Annotated in this window: 15 protein-coding genes and 1 riboswitch; of the genes, 1 reads left to right on the plus strand and 14 read right to left on the minus strand. The window is 48.2% G+C overall.

Going from position 1 to position 15,211, the window contains the following annotated elements; genetic code table 11:
- Positions 1-186 precede the first annotated feature (186 nt).
- From AB9R92_RS03105 to AB9R92_RS03120, 4 genes are all read right to left on the minus strand, one after another.
- Positions 187-1,761, minus strand: a complete 1,575-nt coding sequence (locus AB9R92_RS03105; RefSeq protein WP_370668059.1) for a Na+/H+ antiporter NhaC family protein — start codon at positions 1,759-1,761, stop codon at positions 187-189.
- A gap of 110 nt (positions 1,762-1,871) precedes the next feature.
- Positions 1,872-2,053: riboswitch (Lysine riboswitch) on the minus strand.
- A gap of 71 nt (positions 2,054-2,124) precedes the next feature.
- Positions 2,125-3,468: a bifunctional metallophosphatase/5'-nucleotidase gene (locus AB9R92_RS03110; protein ID WP_370668060.1), complete on the minus strand. Its 1,344-nt coding sequence runs from the start codon at positions 3,466-3,468 to the stop codon at positions 2,125-2,127.
- A gap of 13 nt (positions 3,469-3,481) precedes the next feature.
- Positions 3,482-4,312 carry a sulfite exporter TauE/SafE family protein gene (locus AB9R92_RS03115; protein ID WP_370668061.1) on the minus strand — a complete coding sequence of 277 codons (831 nt, stop codon included), beginning with the start codon at positions 4,310-4,312 and terminating at the stop codon, positions 3,482-3,484.
- Positions 4,312-5,172, minus strand: coding sequence for a DUF72 domain-containing protein (locus tag AB9R92_RS03120; protein WP_370668062.1), 861 nt, complete (start codon positions 5,170-5,172; stop codon positions 4,312-4,314). The genes AB9R92_RS03115 and AB9R92_RS03120 overlap by 1 nt, the downstream gene beginning before the upstream one ends.
- Positions 5,173-5,329: 157 nt before the next feature.
- On the opposite strand from AB9R92_RS03120, the gene AB9R92_RS03125 reads away from it, so the two are divergent.
- Positions 5,330-6,007, plus strand: a complete 678-nt coding sequence (locus tag AB9R92_RS03125; RefSeq protein ID WP_370668063.1) for a DNA alkylation repair protein — start codon at positions 5,330-5,332, stop codon at positions 6,005-6,007.
- A gap of 56 nt (positions 6,008-6,063) precedes the next feature.
- Here the strand turns inward: AB9R92_RS03125 and AB9R92_RS03130 are convergent, their stop codons facing one another.
- The 10 genes from AB9R92_RS03130 to AB9R92_RS03175 all read right to left on the minus strand — a co-directional run bounded on the left by AB9R92_RS03130 (position 6,064) and on the right by AB9R92_RS03175 (position 15,127).
- A complete protein-coding gene (locus AB9R92_RS03130) occupies positions 6,064-6,249 on the minus strand; it encodes a hypothetical protein (RefSeq protein ID WP_370668064.1) in 186 nt (61 codons plus the stop codon).
- Between the two features lie 131 nt (positions 6,250-6,380).
- Positions 6,381-7,778 (minus strand): Fe-S cluster assembly protein SufB, encoded by a 1,398-nt coding sequence (sufB, locus tag AB9R92_RS03135; RefSeq protein ID WP_370668065.1) that lies wholly within the window; start codon positions 7,776-7,778, stop codon positions 6,381-6,383.
- A 20-nt stretch (positions 7,779-7,798) separates the two neighbouring features.
- A complete protein-coding gene (gene sufU / locus AB9R92_RS03140; protein ID WP_370668066.1) occupies positions 7,799-8,239 on the minus strand; it encodes a Fe-S cluster assembly sulfur transfer protein SufU in 441 nt (146 codons plus the stop codon).
- On the minus strand, positions 8,229-9,455 hold the full coding sequence (locus tag AB9R92_RS03145) for a cysteine desulfurase (RefSeq protein ID WP_370668067.1): 1,227 nt from the start codon (positions 9,453-9,455) through the stop codon (positions 8,229-8,231). The genes sufU and AB9R92_RS03145 overlap by 11 nt, the downstream gene beginning before the upstream one ends.
- A complete protein-coding gene (sufD, locus tag AB9R92_RS03150) occupies positions 9,455-10,759 on the minus strand; it encodes a Fe-S cluster assembly protein SufD (RefSeq protein ID WP_370668068.1) in 1,305 nt (434 codons plus the stop codon). Before sufD ends, AB9R92_RS03145 begins: the two co-directional genes overlap by 1 nt.
- Before the next feature lie 18 nt (positions 10,760-10,777).
- Positions 10,778-11,557, minus strand: coding sequence for a Fe-S cluster assembly ATPase SufC (gene sufC / locus AB9R92_RS03155; RefSeq protein ID WP_370668069.1), 780 nt, complete (start codon positions 11,555-11,557; stop codon positions 10,778-10,780).
- 346 nt (positions 11,558-11,903) lie between these two features.
- Entirely contained in the window at positions 11,904-12,059 is a 156-nt protein-coding gene (locus AB9R92_RS03160) for a YuzK family famiily protein (RefSeq protein ID WP_167399234.1), read from the minus strand.
- Between the two features lie 199 nt (positions 12,060-12,258).
- Positions 12,259-12,789: a hypothetical protein gene (locus tag AB9R92_RS03165; protein WP_370668070.1), complete on the minus strand. Its 531-nt coding sequence runs from the start codon at positions 12,787-12,789 to the stop codon at positions 12,259-12,261.
- 102 nt (positions 12,790-12,891) lie between these two features.
- Complete coding sequence (locus tag AB9R92_RS03170) at positions 12,892-14,058, minus strand: dicarboxylate/amino acid:cation symporter (RefSeq protein ID WP_370668071.1); 1,167 nt, start codon at positions 14,056-14,058, stop codon at positions 12,892-12,894.
- A 238-nt stretch (positions 14,059-14,296) separates the two neighbouring features.
- Positions 14,297-15,127 (minus strand): MetQ/NlpA family ABC transporter substrate-binding protein, encoded by an 831-nt coding sequence (locus AB9R92_RS03175; protein ID WP_370668072.1) that lies wholly within the window; start codon positions 15,125-15,127, stop codon positions 14,297-14,299.
- Positions 15,128-15,211 lie beyond the last annotated feature (84 nt).

Raw genomic sequence — 15,211 nt, forward strand, 5'->3', positions numbered from 1 at the left:
TTGTTGTAAACTTCCAATTTTTTAACAGAAAAATAGGAAGTTTGTTTATATTCAGATTATTTTGGAATCTAAATTTAGTATAACTAGGACCTTATTCAAAGTAAAGATAATTTCTGAAAGTTTTTCAAAAAAACTATTACTTCAATAATAAAAAGGCGGAGATAGAATATCTCCGCCTTTCAAATATTAGTTCTGTCCGTGCTTTTCCATTAAGGTTGTACGTTTAGACCAAAAAACGAATAGTATTGCCAAGACAATAGCCACCACTCCGAGAGCCAAAGGCAAGGAGCCGGTGAAGCCTATGACGATATACCCTATCGAGGCAATCGCTGCAGAAGTCAATGCATAAGGAAGTTGCGTGACCACATGGTCCATATGATTGCTTCCTGCGCCTGTCGACGACAGGATTGTCGTATCCGAGATTGGCGAGCAATGATCTCCGAATACAGCCCCCGCCAGTACAGCCGACAACGACGCCAGCAAGAGGTCAGGTTCCGCCTGGATCATGATTGTTCCGGCAATCGGCAGCAGGATCCCGAAAGAGCCCCACGAAGTGCCCGTCGAAAACGCCATAACGCCAGCCAGCAAGAACAATAGGACAGGCAAGACGCTGGTTGGCACATTGCCGCGAGCAACAGCGTCAGCAAGATAGGTACCGGTTTCCAAAGCGCCGATCAAATAGGTCAGGGACCAAGCGAAGATCAAAATGAAGACCGCTCCTGCCATCGACTGGATCCCGGCCCAAATGCCTCTGGCGATCCAATGCGCTTCCGCCGCTTCGTTGCGCTTGATTTGCAGTGCATACAGGATAATCGCTGCAAGTGCGCCGATGATGCCTCCGGTGATCAGTGACAGTGGAACATCGGTGTTTTCAAAAATGAGCCAAATGTCGAACACTTCTCCGGCATTTACATAACCGGTCCACATCATCGCTGCGACCGTTCCGACGATCAATAACAAGATCGGCAATAGCAAGTCGCGGACGCGGCCGTGCGAATGGTTAGGGAAATCTTCTTTCATTTCCCCAGGAATCACTTTGTCGGGATTGAAGAGCTGGCCTTCGGTAATTGCCAAGCGTTCATGCTTTTTCATTTCCCCGAAGTCCACATCGCGTATTGCGACGAAGAACACGATGGCAAGCGCCGCAATGACATAGAAGTTCATCGGTGCCATCCACAGGAACGCTTCAAGTGCCGAATATTCCAGGAAAGTCTGTCCAGCCAGAATCGTTCCGATGATGCCGATGATCGCAGCTCCCCAACTTGAGACGGGTGATACGACACAAATCGGCGCCGCAGTGGAATCGATGAAATAAGCCAATTTAGCACGCGATACTTTATAGCGGTCTGTAATCGGCCGTGCGACTTGCCCGACGGCCAGGGCATTGAAGTAATCGTCGATGAAAATCAAGATGCCAAGAAACACGGTGACCAATTTAGCGCCGCGGCGTGTTTTCACGCGTGCAGATGCCCAATCGGCAAACGCATGGCTGCCTCCTGACAAGCTGACGAATGCCGTAATGACCCCTAGCAGCAATAAGAACAAAATGATGAAGACATTGTAAGCGTTAAAGCCTTCGTCCCAAAAGATCACCGCAAACGAAGTGAACAATTCGTTCAAAGCTTCAACTGGCGCAAATGATGTCAGGATCAGCGCAGCCGCCACGATGCCGACGCCGAGCGACAGCAACACACGACGCGTCAACAGCACCATCGCAATCGCAATAATCGGCGGCAGGATTGAAAAGATTGTGTTTTCCATAATTAGATTTCCTCCTATTCGTTTTGATGGTAAGGCTTAGACCAAAAAAGCCGGCTTATCCCATGGATAAACCGGCTTCCTACAATTCGTCTGTGTGCACAAGCATCAAACAACCCTGTAGCTCTCCATCTGCAACTTGCTGCAAATGACAGTAGCATCCCTGTTCGAAATGCCCCCAATCGCCGCCCCTTGACCCGGAGACGGTAATTTCGGCAAGCTTCCCTTTCGAATGCGGTCTACGCGGTCAAACTCGCACATTCTACTGATGAAGGCTGCAGCCTCTACCCATCGATATCTAATTCATAAAAAGCATAGCCCAAAAAGCACGTGAAATCAACTAACAGTCCATTTCGAATGTTCCTTCTATTTAACGGTTTTCATGCGGAAATAATCACCGAAGACGTCACGCAGGAACTCCGGCATGAAATAGCTCTTCGGTGCACGTTTCAGCGCAGGGAAAAAATAGCCGAATGTGAACAGGTCAAGTGTCGCGAGCCGATAGATACGGTCCGGATCGGCAGGCTTGCCCCCAACCATCAATTGATGGTTGCGCATGTCCATACCGCTATGGATCATGCGGCCGAACACCGCACCCCGAAAGCCCATGCCCTTTAACTCCAGTTGCGGCCAGTCTTCATTCAGAGACTGCAGGTAAATTTCCTTAAGCTCCGCGCCGCTGAGATCAATGACGCACGGATTGATCGGATGCGGCAGCATGCGATGGAAATCGTAGCGTGTCATTTCCCCTTCAGGCATATCCTCCATGAAAATGCCGGCATTGAACAGTCCGCAATCCGCCGAAGCGAACGAAACCAGCGCCTCACCAAACAGCTCAGCCATGGGAGATGGCTTGAACCATTCAGCTTTCAAATGCCGGTCATTGTAGAAAACCGTCTCAGCCATTTGCTGCTTGCCGACGCCGACCAAGTATTCATTGAATCCTCCATCGGCTTCCGGCAAACGGTCGGTCTCGATCACTTCCGCTGACATCTTGCCTGTCTCTATATCGATTTCAATATGGCCGACATAATAGCCGAACTTGCCGGCGGCGCCGAGCAAGGTCCCGCCGATTTCTTTTCCTTGATGGAATAGATGATGGGTATGTGCGCCCAAGATAATGTCGAGTTCCGGGCACTCCGCTGCCAAAAGTTCATCTTCCCTGATGCCAAGATGGGACATGCAAATAAGAAAATCGACCGATTTGTGGATTTCCGCCGCTTCCCGCTTGATCGCTTCCCTGCCGCTTGTCACTTGCCAGCCGAGACGGCGGTAAAACGGGGTGAACTCTGCGGTTGCAGCGATGAGCCCGATTTTTATGCCGTCTTTCGTTTCGATGATCTGGTTCGGAAGCGCCCATTCCGGCTGCTTGCCGTCCATGTCCACCAAATTAGCGACCACCACGGAAAAATCAGCTTGGACATACAATTCATCCAGTTCCGCTTTCGACAATGTGATCCCTTCGTTATTGCCGATGGTCACTGCATCGTATCCTGCTTCATTGAGCAGCTGGACATTGCCTTTTCCGGCCGTCCCTTCCGTAAAAGGATGCGAGCGGTCTGCGTGATCCCCGATGTCGAGCACCAAACACACATCTCCCGCCTCCTCGTGCCACTGCCTGCGCTCCATCAGCAAGGATTTGATACGCGGCCAATGCACAAAATGGCTATGCAAATCGTTTGTATGATAAATATGGATGGTTTCACTCATGTCAAACACCTCATTATGAACTGAAAATTCCTTCGTAAATCGAGCGGAGGCCGAGTAATAATAACGCGAGTCGCAGCACCACGACCAGCGTTTCGGATTTGATGCTGCGGTTCAGCGTCGCCCCTATTTTCGCCCCGATATAAGCAGATGGGATGATGGCTATCGTATAAATCCACGGTACATTGCCGAGGGAGATATGCGTGATGGAATTGACGATGGCAGACAAAAAGACCATCAGCATCGAAGTTCCAACAGCTACGTGAGGCGGGAATAAAAACAACAAGATCATGGCAGGCACGAGAATCGAACCACCGCCGATGCCGAATAGTCCGGAGGCAAAGCCGATGAAGAAGGTCAATAAGAGCGCAAACCATACCGGATAGCCGTAGACATATTCCTGATCGGCTTTGCGGTCATAAAAGCTTTGCTTCTTCCCGTTATCGACAAACCAGCTCACCGCCTTCAAGCGATCCCGCAGTAACAGGAGCAGTGATAAGAACACCAATAGCAAGCCGAAGTATAATTGAAAAGATGGAATATCCAGACTGCGGTTGACGAAGGCGCCCAAAACCGTACCCGGCGCGCTGCCAAGAAAGAAAATAAAGCCGCTGCGGTAATCGACGGTGCCAACCTTCATATAGGCAATTGTCGACGACAAACCGGTGAAAATCATCATGATGACCGAGAGCCCGACAATCTGTTGTGGGGACAAGTCCGGAAATAAACTGACCGAAGAGCTGAGAAACAGCAGCGCCGGCACCAAGATGACGCCTCCCCCGAGCCCAATGAGCGCGCCGACAATCCCTGAAGCAAGCCCGACCAGCAGAAGGATGATGAATACCATCAGAACCCGCCTTCGAACAGGTCGAGCTGCTTCGGGGACAATCCCTCGAAATGCAAACCGTTCAATTCCTGGAACTGTTTCGCATCGCCCGCTGCATGCCCGCCTGAATTATTATTGAAGATTACATATACCTGCTCGGCCTGCTGTTCAAGACGTTTCACTGCCTGGCTGATCTCTTCTAGTTCCTGGCGGTTATAATCATAAAGATAACGCACTTCCCGCCATTTTTCGGCATTGCCAGGGTTTAGCCAGCCGTGAACATTGCGCCCGTGCAAACGCATCAGCACTTTATCTTTGCGGCTTGACTCCGGCACTAGCGGAATCGATCCATCCCCCGCCTGCGGTTCATCGCAGACCGAATGGATCAACCCGTATTCGCGGAGAAATTCCAGCGTCTTTTCTTTCATGCCGTCTGCATACCAGGATTGATGGCGGAATTCAATCGCCAAGTCGAATTCCTGCAGCTCGGCGATGATCGTGCGGATTTCATCGACATGGCCTTTCTGGCAATCGAACCACGGTGGAAACTGCAACAGCACCATCGCCAGCTTACCCGCTTCTTTAAGCGGCCTGACAGACAATCTGTAAGCTTCAAACATCTCCTCGCGGGTTGCAAACGGGTTGTCGCCACGCTGATGCCCCGTCATGCCTTGATATGCTTTTACGACGAATTGAAAGTTGTCCGGTGTCTCGCGGATCCATTTGCTGATATTGCGCTCAGGCTGGACGGCGTAAAATGAAGAATCCAGTTCCACAATCGGAAAATGCGCACTGTAATCGACCAATTTATCTTTTTGTTTCGACCCGGGGCTATAAACATCTGGATGATCTCCCCAGCCCGTCAATCCAACATAAATCATCGCCATGCCTCCATTTTCGTTATTATTTTATGATAGCATAGAACAAAACAGGCGTCCTTTTTGAGATTCTCATAATAGGGTCTGCACCGATGAAGTTTTCCTGTTTTTGTACTTTCATCGTCGGTGTATTGACTTTCTAATTCAGGAGGTTTTGGCAATGAAAAAACCATGGGACACAGATGCGCTTATCGCACGGTTTGAGGAACATCGCAACCCGGGGCTGGCCGCTCCGATGGCCGCTTATATGAAACAAAACTTCCCATTTTTAGGAATCCAGAAACCCCTGCGCACCGTGTTGATGAAAGAGCAGCTATCTAAATATCTCCTCCCCGAAAAAGAACATTTGAAATCCATTGTCCGAGCATTATACGAAATGCCCGAACGCGAATACCATTATGCTGCCATTGAACTGCTAGAACAGGCCAAAGAGGAATTGGCCCCGGACGACTTGCCGTTTCTGCGCCTGCTGATCGAATCTAATTCCTGGTGGGACAGTGTTGATATCATTGCCCCGAAACTCGTCGGGCATATCGTCTTGCGCGACCGAAAAACCACTTCCCCGATCATGCGGGAGTGGGCACAAGCAGAAAATCTATGGACCAACCGAGCAGCCATCCTGCACCAACTAAAATTCAAGCAACAAACCGACACGGAAATCCTCGGCGCTATCCTCTTGCTGCATGCCGGGTCCCGTGACTTCTTCATTCAAAAATCCATCGGCTGGGCATTGCGGGAATACGCAAAAACCGACCCCGTTTGGGTTTTGGACTTTGTAAAGGCATATACGCTTCAGCCATTGAGCAGGCGTGAAGCTTTAAAGAACATGAAAAAATAAGCTTTGGCAGCCGTTAAGGTTTGCCAAAGCTTATTTTTTCAATAGGTTTCAGGCTCTTAGAATAATCCTCCGAGCCCTCCGCCGCCAATTTTTGATTTTGCAAGATCAATCAATTCGTTCTTTTCATTCTCATCAATCTTGCCGTCGTCATATGCTTGCTTGACTTCAGTGATGATTTCTTTCACTTCACTCATATCGGCATTGCTGATTTTCTCTTTTAAGGAATTAAAAACCTGACTCATCAAAAAACCTCCTTGAATATTGTCTTCCTTATGTCTTTACCCTTGCATTGTGCATTCAAACGAGCTTTCACGATGCAGCAAAAACAAAAAAAACTTGCCGCGGCCAAGGCCGCGACAAGCTATGAATGTGATTAACCGATTGAACCTTCCATCTCGAACTTGATAAGACGGTTCATTTCGACTGCGTATTCCATCGGCAATTCTTTTGTGAATGGCTCGATGAAGCCCATGACGATCATTTCCGTCGCTTCTTGCTCAGAAACGCCGCGGCTCATCAGATAGAACAATTGCTCTTCAGAGACTTTCGATACTTTCGCTTCGTGTTCAAGCGAAACGTTATCGTTCATGATCTCGTTGTAAGGAATTGTATCGGATGTCGACTGGTTGTCCATGATCAAGGTATCGCATTCGATGTTCGAACGTGCGCCGTCCGCTTTGCGGCCGAAATGCACGATTCCGCGGTAGGAAACTTTCCCGCCTTGTTTCGAAATCGATTTGGAGACGATCGATGAAGAGGTGTTCGGCGCCAAGTGGATCATTTTCGCGCCTGCATCCTGGTGCTGGCCTTTGCCGGCGATCGCAATCGACAATGTCATGCCGCGTGCGCCTTCGCCTTTAAGGAAGACTGCAGGATATTTCATCGTCAATTTCGAACCAATGTTGCCATCGATCCATTCCATCGTGCCGTTCGCATCAACGAAAGCACGTTTCGTTACCAAGTTGTATACGTTGTTCGCCCAGTTCTGGATCGTCGTATAGCGGCAATAAGCATCTTTTTTCACGATGATTTCAACTACTGCAGAGTGCAATGAGTTCGTCGTGTAAACCGGTGCTGTACAGCCTTCTACGTAGTGGACGCTTGCGCCTTCGTCGACGATGATCATCGTACGCTCGAATTGGCCCATGTTTTCTGAGTTGATGCGGAAATAGGCTTGCAGCGGCGATTCCACTTTGATGCCTGGCGGTACGTAGATGAAAGAACCACCCGACCAAACAGCCGTGTTCAAGGCAGCAAATTTATTGTCCGCTGCTGGAATGACTGTCTGGAAGTTTTCTCTGAAGAGGTCTTCGTTTTCACGAAGCGCTGCATCTGTATCTTTAAAGACGATGCCCATTTCTTCCAAGTCTTCTTTCATGTTGTGGTAAACCACTTCGGATTCATACTGTGCAGAGACACCCGCAAGGTATTTCTGCTCGGCTTCAGGAATGCCCAGTTTATCAAACGTACGCTTGATCTCTTCAGGGACTTCATCCCACGAAGTCTGGCTCGCTTCTGATGGCTTGACGTAATACGTGATTTCGTCAAAATCCAATGAATTCAAATCTCCGCCCCATTGCGGCATTGGCATAAAATAGAATAGTTTCAACGCTTTCAGGCGCGATTCGAGCATCCATTCCGGTTCTTCTTTAATCTTCGAAATTTCTCTGACAATGTCTTCCGTCAGACCGCGTTTGGATCTGAAGATGGAGACATCCTTGTCATGGAACCCATATTTATAATCTCCGATTTCCGGCATTTTTTTCGCCATCGTCGTTCCTCCGTTCTCTGTTACGATTTTTCTTCCTCGTGCACACCTTTTTCCATGGCTTTCCACGCTAAGGTCGCGCATTTGATACGCGCCGGGAATTTGGAAACACCTTGCAATGCTTCAATATCCCCAAGGTCCACTGAATCGTCGTACTCTTTCCCAAGCATCATGTTAGAAAAAATTTGGGATAGTTTCAATGCCGTGTCTACGTCTTTGCCTTTGACGGCTTGCGTCATCATGGAAGCAGATGCCATGGAAATCGAGCAGCCCTCCCCGTCGAACTTGGCGTCTTTGACGATGCCATCTTCCACTTGCAGCGTCAATTGAATGCGGTCGCCGCAAGTCGGGTTGTTCATTTCGATATTGACACTGTCCTGTTCAAGCGCACCCTTGTTGCGGGGCGTTTTGTAATGGTCCATGATGACTTGTCGGTATAATTGATCTAAATTATTAAAAGACATCGCTAAAATACTCCTTTGCAGAACGCAAGCCTTCCACTAGGCGATCGATATCCGATTCGTCATTATAAAGATAGAAGCTTGCGCGTGCTGTCGCTGTCACATCGAGCCATTTCATCAATGGCTGTGCGCAGTGATGGCCTGCGCGGACAGCGATGCCGCTCATATCGAGCACAGTCGCTACGTCATGGGGATGGACTTCTTTCAAATTGAAAGTGACGATCCCTGCACGTTTCGCCGGGTCTTTCGGGCCGTAAATCTCAAGCCCTTCAATCGCCGACATCTTGTCCATCGCGATGGCTGCCATATGGTGTTCATGTTTTTCGATTTCATCCAACCCGATATCCTGCAGGAAGTCGATGGCCGCAGCCAGGCCGACTGCCCCGGCAATGATCGGTGTGCCGCCTTCGAATTTCCAAGGCAACTCTTTCCATGTCGAATCGTATAATCCGACAAAGTCGATCATCTCACCGCCGAACTCGACAGGCTCCATGGCTTCAAGCAAATGCTTTTTGCCATACAACACGCCGATGCCGGTCGGTCCGACCATTTTGTGGCCGGAAAATGCGAAGAAGTCGCAATCCAAGTCCTGGACATCGATTTTCAAGTGAGGCGCAGCTTGTGCTCCGTCCACCATCATGACAGCGCCATGTTCGTGGGCGATTTTCGCCACTTCCTTCACCGGGTTCATCGTGCCAAGCACATTGGATACGTAGACCATCGACACGATTTTGGTCCGGTCGGTAATGGCTGCACGGACATTTTCAAATGAGATGGTGCCGTCTTCTTCAAGCTCGATGTATTTCAAGACAGCGCCGCGTTCTTTTGCCAGCTGCTGCCATGGAATGATGTTCGAGTGATGCTCCATATACGTGATGACGATTTCGTCGCCCTCTTCGACATTGGCACGGCCATAGCTTTGCGCGACCAAGTTGATCGCGGTCGTCGTGCCACGAAGAAAGACGATTTCCTGCGTCGAACTTGCATTGATGAATTGTTGCACTTTCTCGCGGGCGCCTTCGTATTTCTCTGTCGCCCGGTTGCCGAGCGTATGGACGCCGCGGTGGACATTGGAATTATCAAATTCGTAATATTCTTTCAGCGCTTCGATGACTGGCGTCGGCTTCTGGGAAGTCGCCGCGCTGTCTAAATAGACGAGCGGATGTCCATTGATTTCCTGGTTGAGTATCGGAAAATAGCTCTTGATCTCTGGATTCATTAGCGGACTTTCCTTTCGATAACCTCCGTCAATTGCTTTTTGACGCCTTCGATTGGCAACACGTTTACTACCGGTGCCAGGAAGCCGTGAATAACAAGACGTTCAGCTTCTTGTTTTGTAATGCCGCGGCTCATCAAATAATACAATTGAATCGGGTCGACACGGCCGACAGATGCTGCGTGGCCTGCCGTTACGTCATCTTCATCGATCAACAGGATCGGGTTCGCATCGCCGCGTGCTTTCGGGCTCAGCATCAGAACGCGTGATTCTTGTTCTGCGTTTGCTTTCGTTGCACCGTGCTCGATTTTGCCAATGCCGTTAAAGATGGAAGATGCGGCATCCTTCATGACGCCGTGCTTCAAAATTTGGCCGTCGGAGTTTTTGCCCCAATGGATAACTTGTGTGGTGAAGTTCTGCTTTTGCGTGCCTCTTCCGACTACCACTGTTTTCGTGTCGCCGACTGAATTATCGCCGAACAAGAAGGTCGTGTTATCGGAAATGGTATCGCTGTCGTTCATCATGCCGAGCGCCCATTCGATGCGCGCATCGCGCTGTGCAACGCCGCGGCGGTTGACATAAGTCGTGAACCCTTCCGCAAGAACATCCACCGCGCCGTAAGTGACAGAAGCGTTGTCTTCCGCAAATACTTCCGAAACGATATTCGCAAGGCCTTTTGCTTTCGGCACTGTGGAAATATAGTTCTCCACGTAAGTGACAGAGCTGCTCTTATCCGCTACGATCAGCGCATGGTTGAACAAGGAAGCTTCTTCGTTGTCGTGAAGGAAAACCGCTTGGACCGGTTTCTCGATCACAACGTTTTTCGGGACATAGAGGAAAACACCGCCGTTCAATAACGCTGCATGAAGGGCAGTCAGTTTATGCTCTTCCGCTTTGACCGCTTCAGTCATGAAGTATTTAGCGACTAAATCACTGTGCTCGCGGATTGCTGTTTGGATATCCGTTAAAATGACGCCTTGTTTTTTCAGGTTTTCATCCAAAGAACTGAAAGCCGGCGTATTGTTGTGCTGGATATACAAATTTTTCTGTCCCAAATCGACAATGGATTTCACTTGTTCCGGTAGTTCATCAAGTGATGCATAAGTGGAGCTTTCCACTGTATGGACCGGAAAGTCGGTGAAGTTCCAATTGATGATTTTCGTTTTATCGGGTTTTGGGAGCGGCAATGCTTCAGCAGCGGCCAAAGCTTGCACGCGCAAGTTCGTAAATTCTTCTGGTTCTGAGTGCGAAGCCGAGAAGGAGCGTACATCCTGCTCGGTCATCGTTAGTTTAGTTTCAACCGTCACGTTAGTCTCTCCTTCCAATTATGCTTCTTGTCCGACAGTCTCGTCTTCGATGCCGAGCTCTGCCTTGATCCAATCGTAGCCTTCCGCTTCCAGTTTGTGAGCAAGTTCAGGTCCGCCGGATTTCACGACGCGCCCTTGCATCATGACATGGACGTGGTCTGGCGTGATGTAGTTCAAGAGGCGCTGGTAGTGAGTGATGATCAAGCAGCCGAAGTTCTCGCCTTTCATTTGGTTAATGCCTTCTGAAACGACTTTCAATGCATCGATATCAAGACCGGAGTCAATTTCATCGAGTACGGCGAATGTCGGTTTGATCATCATCATTTGAAGGATTTCGTTGCGTTTTTTCTCGCCGCCGGAGAATCCTTCGTTCAAGTAACGCTGGGCCATATCCTGGTCCATTGCAAGAGTTTCCATTTTGCTGTCGAGTTCACGGATGAATTTCATCAATGAAACTTCATTGCCTTCTTCGCGGCGCGCGTTCATCGCAGAGCGCATGAAGTCAGCATTGGTGACGCCAGAGATTTCGCTCGGGTACTGCATAGCCAGGAAAAGTCCTGCACGGGCGCGTTCGTCAACTTCCATCGCCAATACGTCTTCTCCGTCCAATTCGATTGTGCCTTGTGTTACTTCATATTTAGGATGCCCCATGATCGCTGATGCCAAGGTGGATTTCCCTGTACCGTTCGGCCCCATGATGGCATGGATTTCGCTTGTATTAATAGTTAAATTTACACCCTTTAAAATCTCTTTTCCTTCGATTTCAACGTGTAGATCTTTAATGACCAAAGTTGACATGTAAATACCTCCATAATGTTATTGAAGAATGCCTTGCACTCTTAATTAGTATCATTCTAATCTTAACTTATATTCACTTCAGTAGCAAATGTTATAATCCGCTCCGAATTGTTGACAAAAACCATTTTGAAATCCGGATTTTTTGCTGTCGGCAAGCGATTTCCAGGAAGCCTTGCCGATTTCCTGCATTTTCAATAAAGTTAGGCTAAATGAGAATTCATTTCAATAAACTTTGTATAAGGGAGGGGATTTCGCATGCTTGGGCATAAAAAAACCGGACAGGGTGAATACCCTGTCCGGCTGCTTCATTTTAATGATTGAATGTATGTGGATCGTGTATCAATTGCTATTCGCGGTGCGCTTGGCGCTCGATCTGTGCCGCAACCGACTGGCCTTGGCGATAATCCTGCTCACGGCGCTGTTCAACTTCAAGGATTTTCTGCGGGTCATTTTGGTATTCGTTCAGTCCGTACCCGTGTACGTCTCTGAATGCTTGTTCCATTTTTTCCGTCTTTTCAATACCTTGAGAATCGATAATAAACCATCCCTTTCGAGTTTTCATATTTTACTTTTACAAGTATACCCGACTCGACTAAGATTAAACAAGTTAAATAATCTAATTTATCTGAAAATAGACCTATCGTCATAGTTAATGGAAATAAATAGAAAAAGCTATCCATTTTACGGACAGCTTTCACAAATTATTGGCTTACTTCGTTGTATAGGTTCGAGGAAACCAAGCCGTTTTCTTCCAGTATTTCATTGAAAACAGCGTCCGCTTCGGCAAATTTATCCGCAGCCGCTTGGAAATCAGGTGTTTCTGTTCCAAGTTCTTCGATTTTCATCTCGTAGGATGCAGCAATCGAAGCCAAAGCCCCATCGATTTCTTCCTGATGGCCGCTTAGCGATTCCGGCACTTCGATCGATTCCACTGCTTGCTTCGCTTGTTCAGCAGATGTCGAAGCTGCCTCTTTCATCTCCGAAAGTTCCGCGCCGCTTGGCAGTGCAGCTTCAGCTTGGGCGATTTCAAAATCGTTCAGTTGCGTGTCTTCTTTATTTATATCCTTCGAAACGGTCATATAAAATTGCATCAATTGGCTTTTGATGCTTTCTTTGCCGGATTCCATCGTGGCAGATCCCGAAGCCGTTTCAGTTGTGTCAGTGGATTGTTCGGTTCCGCATGCCGCGAGCAACAAGGCCGCAGATAAGCCGAGGATTGTCATCTTTTTCATGTTCGTGCCTCCTGAATTTCATATCCAGCATATGATAGCACAGCCTTTTTTATCCGTATAGAGAGCAGAAAAAAGCCGGAATTCATTGAATTCCGGCATAATTCATGCTTTTTGTGATGGCGTGAAACGATCGACGATATTCGCTAAGGCGCCGTCTCCCGTTACATTGGCTGCAGTCCCGAAACTGTCCTGAGCCATGTACAGAGCGATCATCAACGCGACCATCGTCTCGTCGAAGCCAAGCATTACTTCCAGCAATCCGATGGCTGCCATAACCGCGCCGCCCGGAACGCCGGGAGCTGCGATCATCGTTACGCCGAGCATCAAGATGAACGGGAAGAAACTGCCGAATGACGGCGATTGACCTGTCAATAAAATGACCCCGATCGCACAAGTGACGAGCGTGATCGTGCTGCCCGACAAATGGATCGTTGCAAACAATGGAACCGTAAAGTCAGCCACGCGCTCTTTCACGCCTGTTTTTCGTGCTTGGCGCAATGTGACAGGGATTGTAGCAGCCGAAGACTGGGTACCGAGTGCCGTGAAATAGGCGGGCAGCATGGTCCGGATCAAACCGAAGGGGTTTTTCTTTCTTAATGCACCAGCTGCTGTGTACTGGCCTGTGAGCATGGTCCAGTGCAACGCAATGATCAGGATGAATACCACCGCAAAGAGCGATAGGATTTCCATCACCGCACCGCCGTATGCCATATTCGCGAAAATACCGAAGATATGAAATGGCAAAAGCGGGATTATGATGTATGAAATAACTTTTTCGATGATTTCCTGGAACTCTTCAAAAAATGCGGCCATCGTTTTGCTTCCAGTGGACGCCATCCCAATACCTAAGAGGAATGCCAAGATCAAAGCGCTCATAACACCGAATAATTGAGGGATTTCCAATTCGATGAAACTCGAAGCAAGTGCATTTGCCGGATCGTCCAGGTTATTGAGCGAACCGCCTTGCATCAGATTCGGTAAAATGGAGGATGCCACGGTGAACGCCAAGACGCCTGCCACGACGGTGGATAAATACGCGACTGCTGTCGCAAGGCCCAATAATTTTCCAGAGCCTGTACCAAGTTTCGCAATACCTGGTGCAATAAAACCGAGAATGATCAACGGCACGATAAAGTTCAAGAACCCGCCAAAAATTCCTGTGAATGTAGCAAATACACGAACGAGCGCTTCTGGCGCCACAGAGCCGATGAGTACGCCCAGCACAATGGCCAGCACAATCCGCGGCAGTAAACCGAATTGAATTTTCATGATCTTGTCCTCCCTGTGTAAACAGATGTTTATTGTTTATTATGTGAAATTACCATAGTTTTCGAAAAGCTAACAGCTTTTTACTAAATCACGTAATATTTTTATTATTTCGAAAAAATAATAAATATCTTCAAATAAGCCTGAAAGTCAATCCTGTCACACACTTCACGGCTATCGATTGTTTTCAGACATAAAAAAACCGATGCACTCCATTATGGAATGCATCGGTTGCAATGATTTATTGTTCCACAGGGATGACAGCGCCGTCCCATTCTTCAAGGATGAAGTCTTGGATTTCTTGTGAAGTCAAGACTTCTACTAGTGCTTGGATGTCTTCGTTTTCTTCATCACCGGATTGAACGACGATCAAGTTGGCATATGGAGAATCCGAACCTTCAAGTGCGATGGAATCTTCCATTGGCTTCAGGCCTGCATCGATCGCATAGTTGGCGTTGATGAAGACAGCATCGCCTTCACCAGCTTCGTACATTTGAACGAGCAATGCCGGCTCATAGTCTGTTTCAAACTGGATATTTTTCTCGTTTTCAACGATGTCGCTAACTTCAGCAGTCGTTTTTTCAACTTCTTCATCCAGCTTGATCAATCCTTCTGCTTCAAGAATTGACAGCATACGACCGTGCTCCGCTACTGAGTTGCTCATCAGGATCGTACCATCTTGTGGAATCTCATCAAGTGAAGCAATGTCTTTGGAGTAAATGCCCATTGGCTCGATGTGGATCGCACCAGCGTTGGCGAAGTCATATCCATGATCAGCAATCTGTGCTTCCAAATAAGGAATGTGTTGATAGTAATTGGCGTCCAAATCACCTGATTCCAGATCTTGGTTCGGAAGAATATAGTCTTGGTATGTTTCGATTTCAAGCTCAATTCCTTGTTCTGCAAGGATTGGTTTTGCCTGCTCCAGGATTTCACCGTGTGGCACGTTCGAAGCACCGACTGTCAAAGTGCTTGTTTCGCCTTCTGAACCGCCACCGTTGCTGCTTTCTTCAGCGCCACATGCTGATAATGCCAGCACTGCCGCAAATGAACCGAATACTAATTTTTTCATTACAAAATTCCCCTTTTCTTCTATTAAATGTAGTTTTATATAATGACAGGCAATGACGCCCATTTTTAATCAGTCAAACTGGCA

The organism is Planococcus sp. SSTMD024, assembly GCF_041320495.1.
Taxonomy (GTDB): domain Bacteria; phylum Bacillota; class Bacilli; order Bacillales_A; family Planococcaceae; genus Planococcus.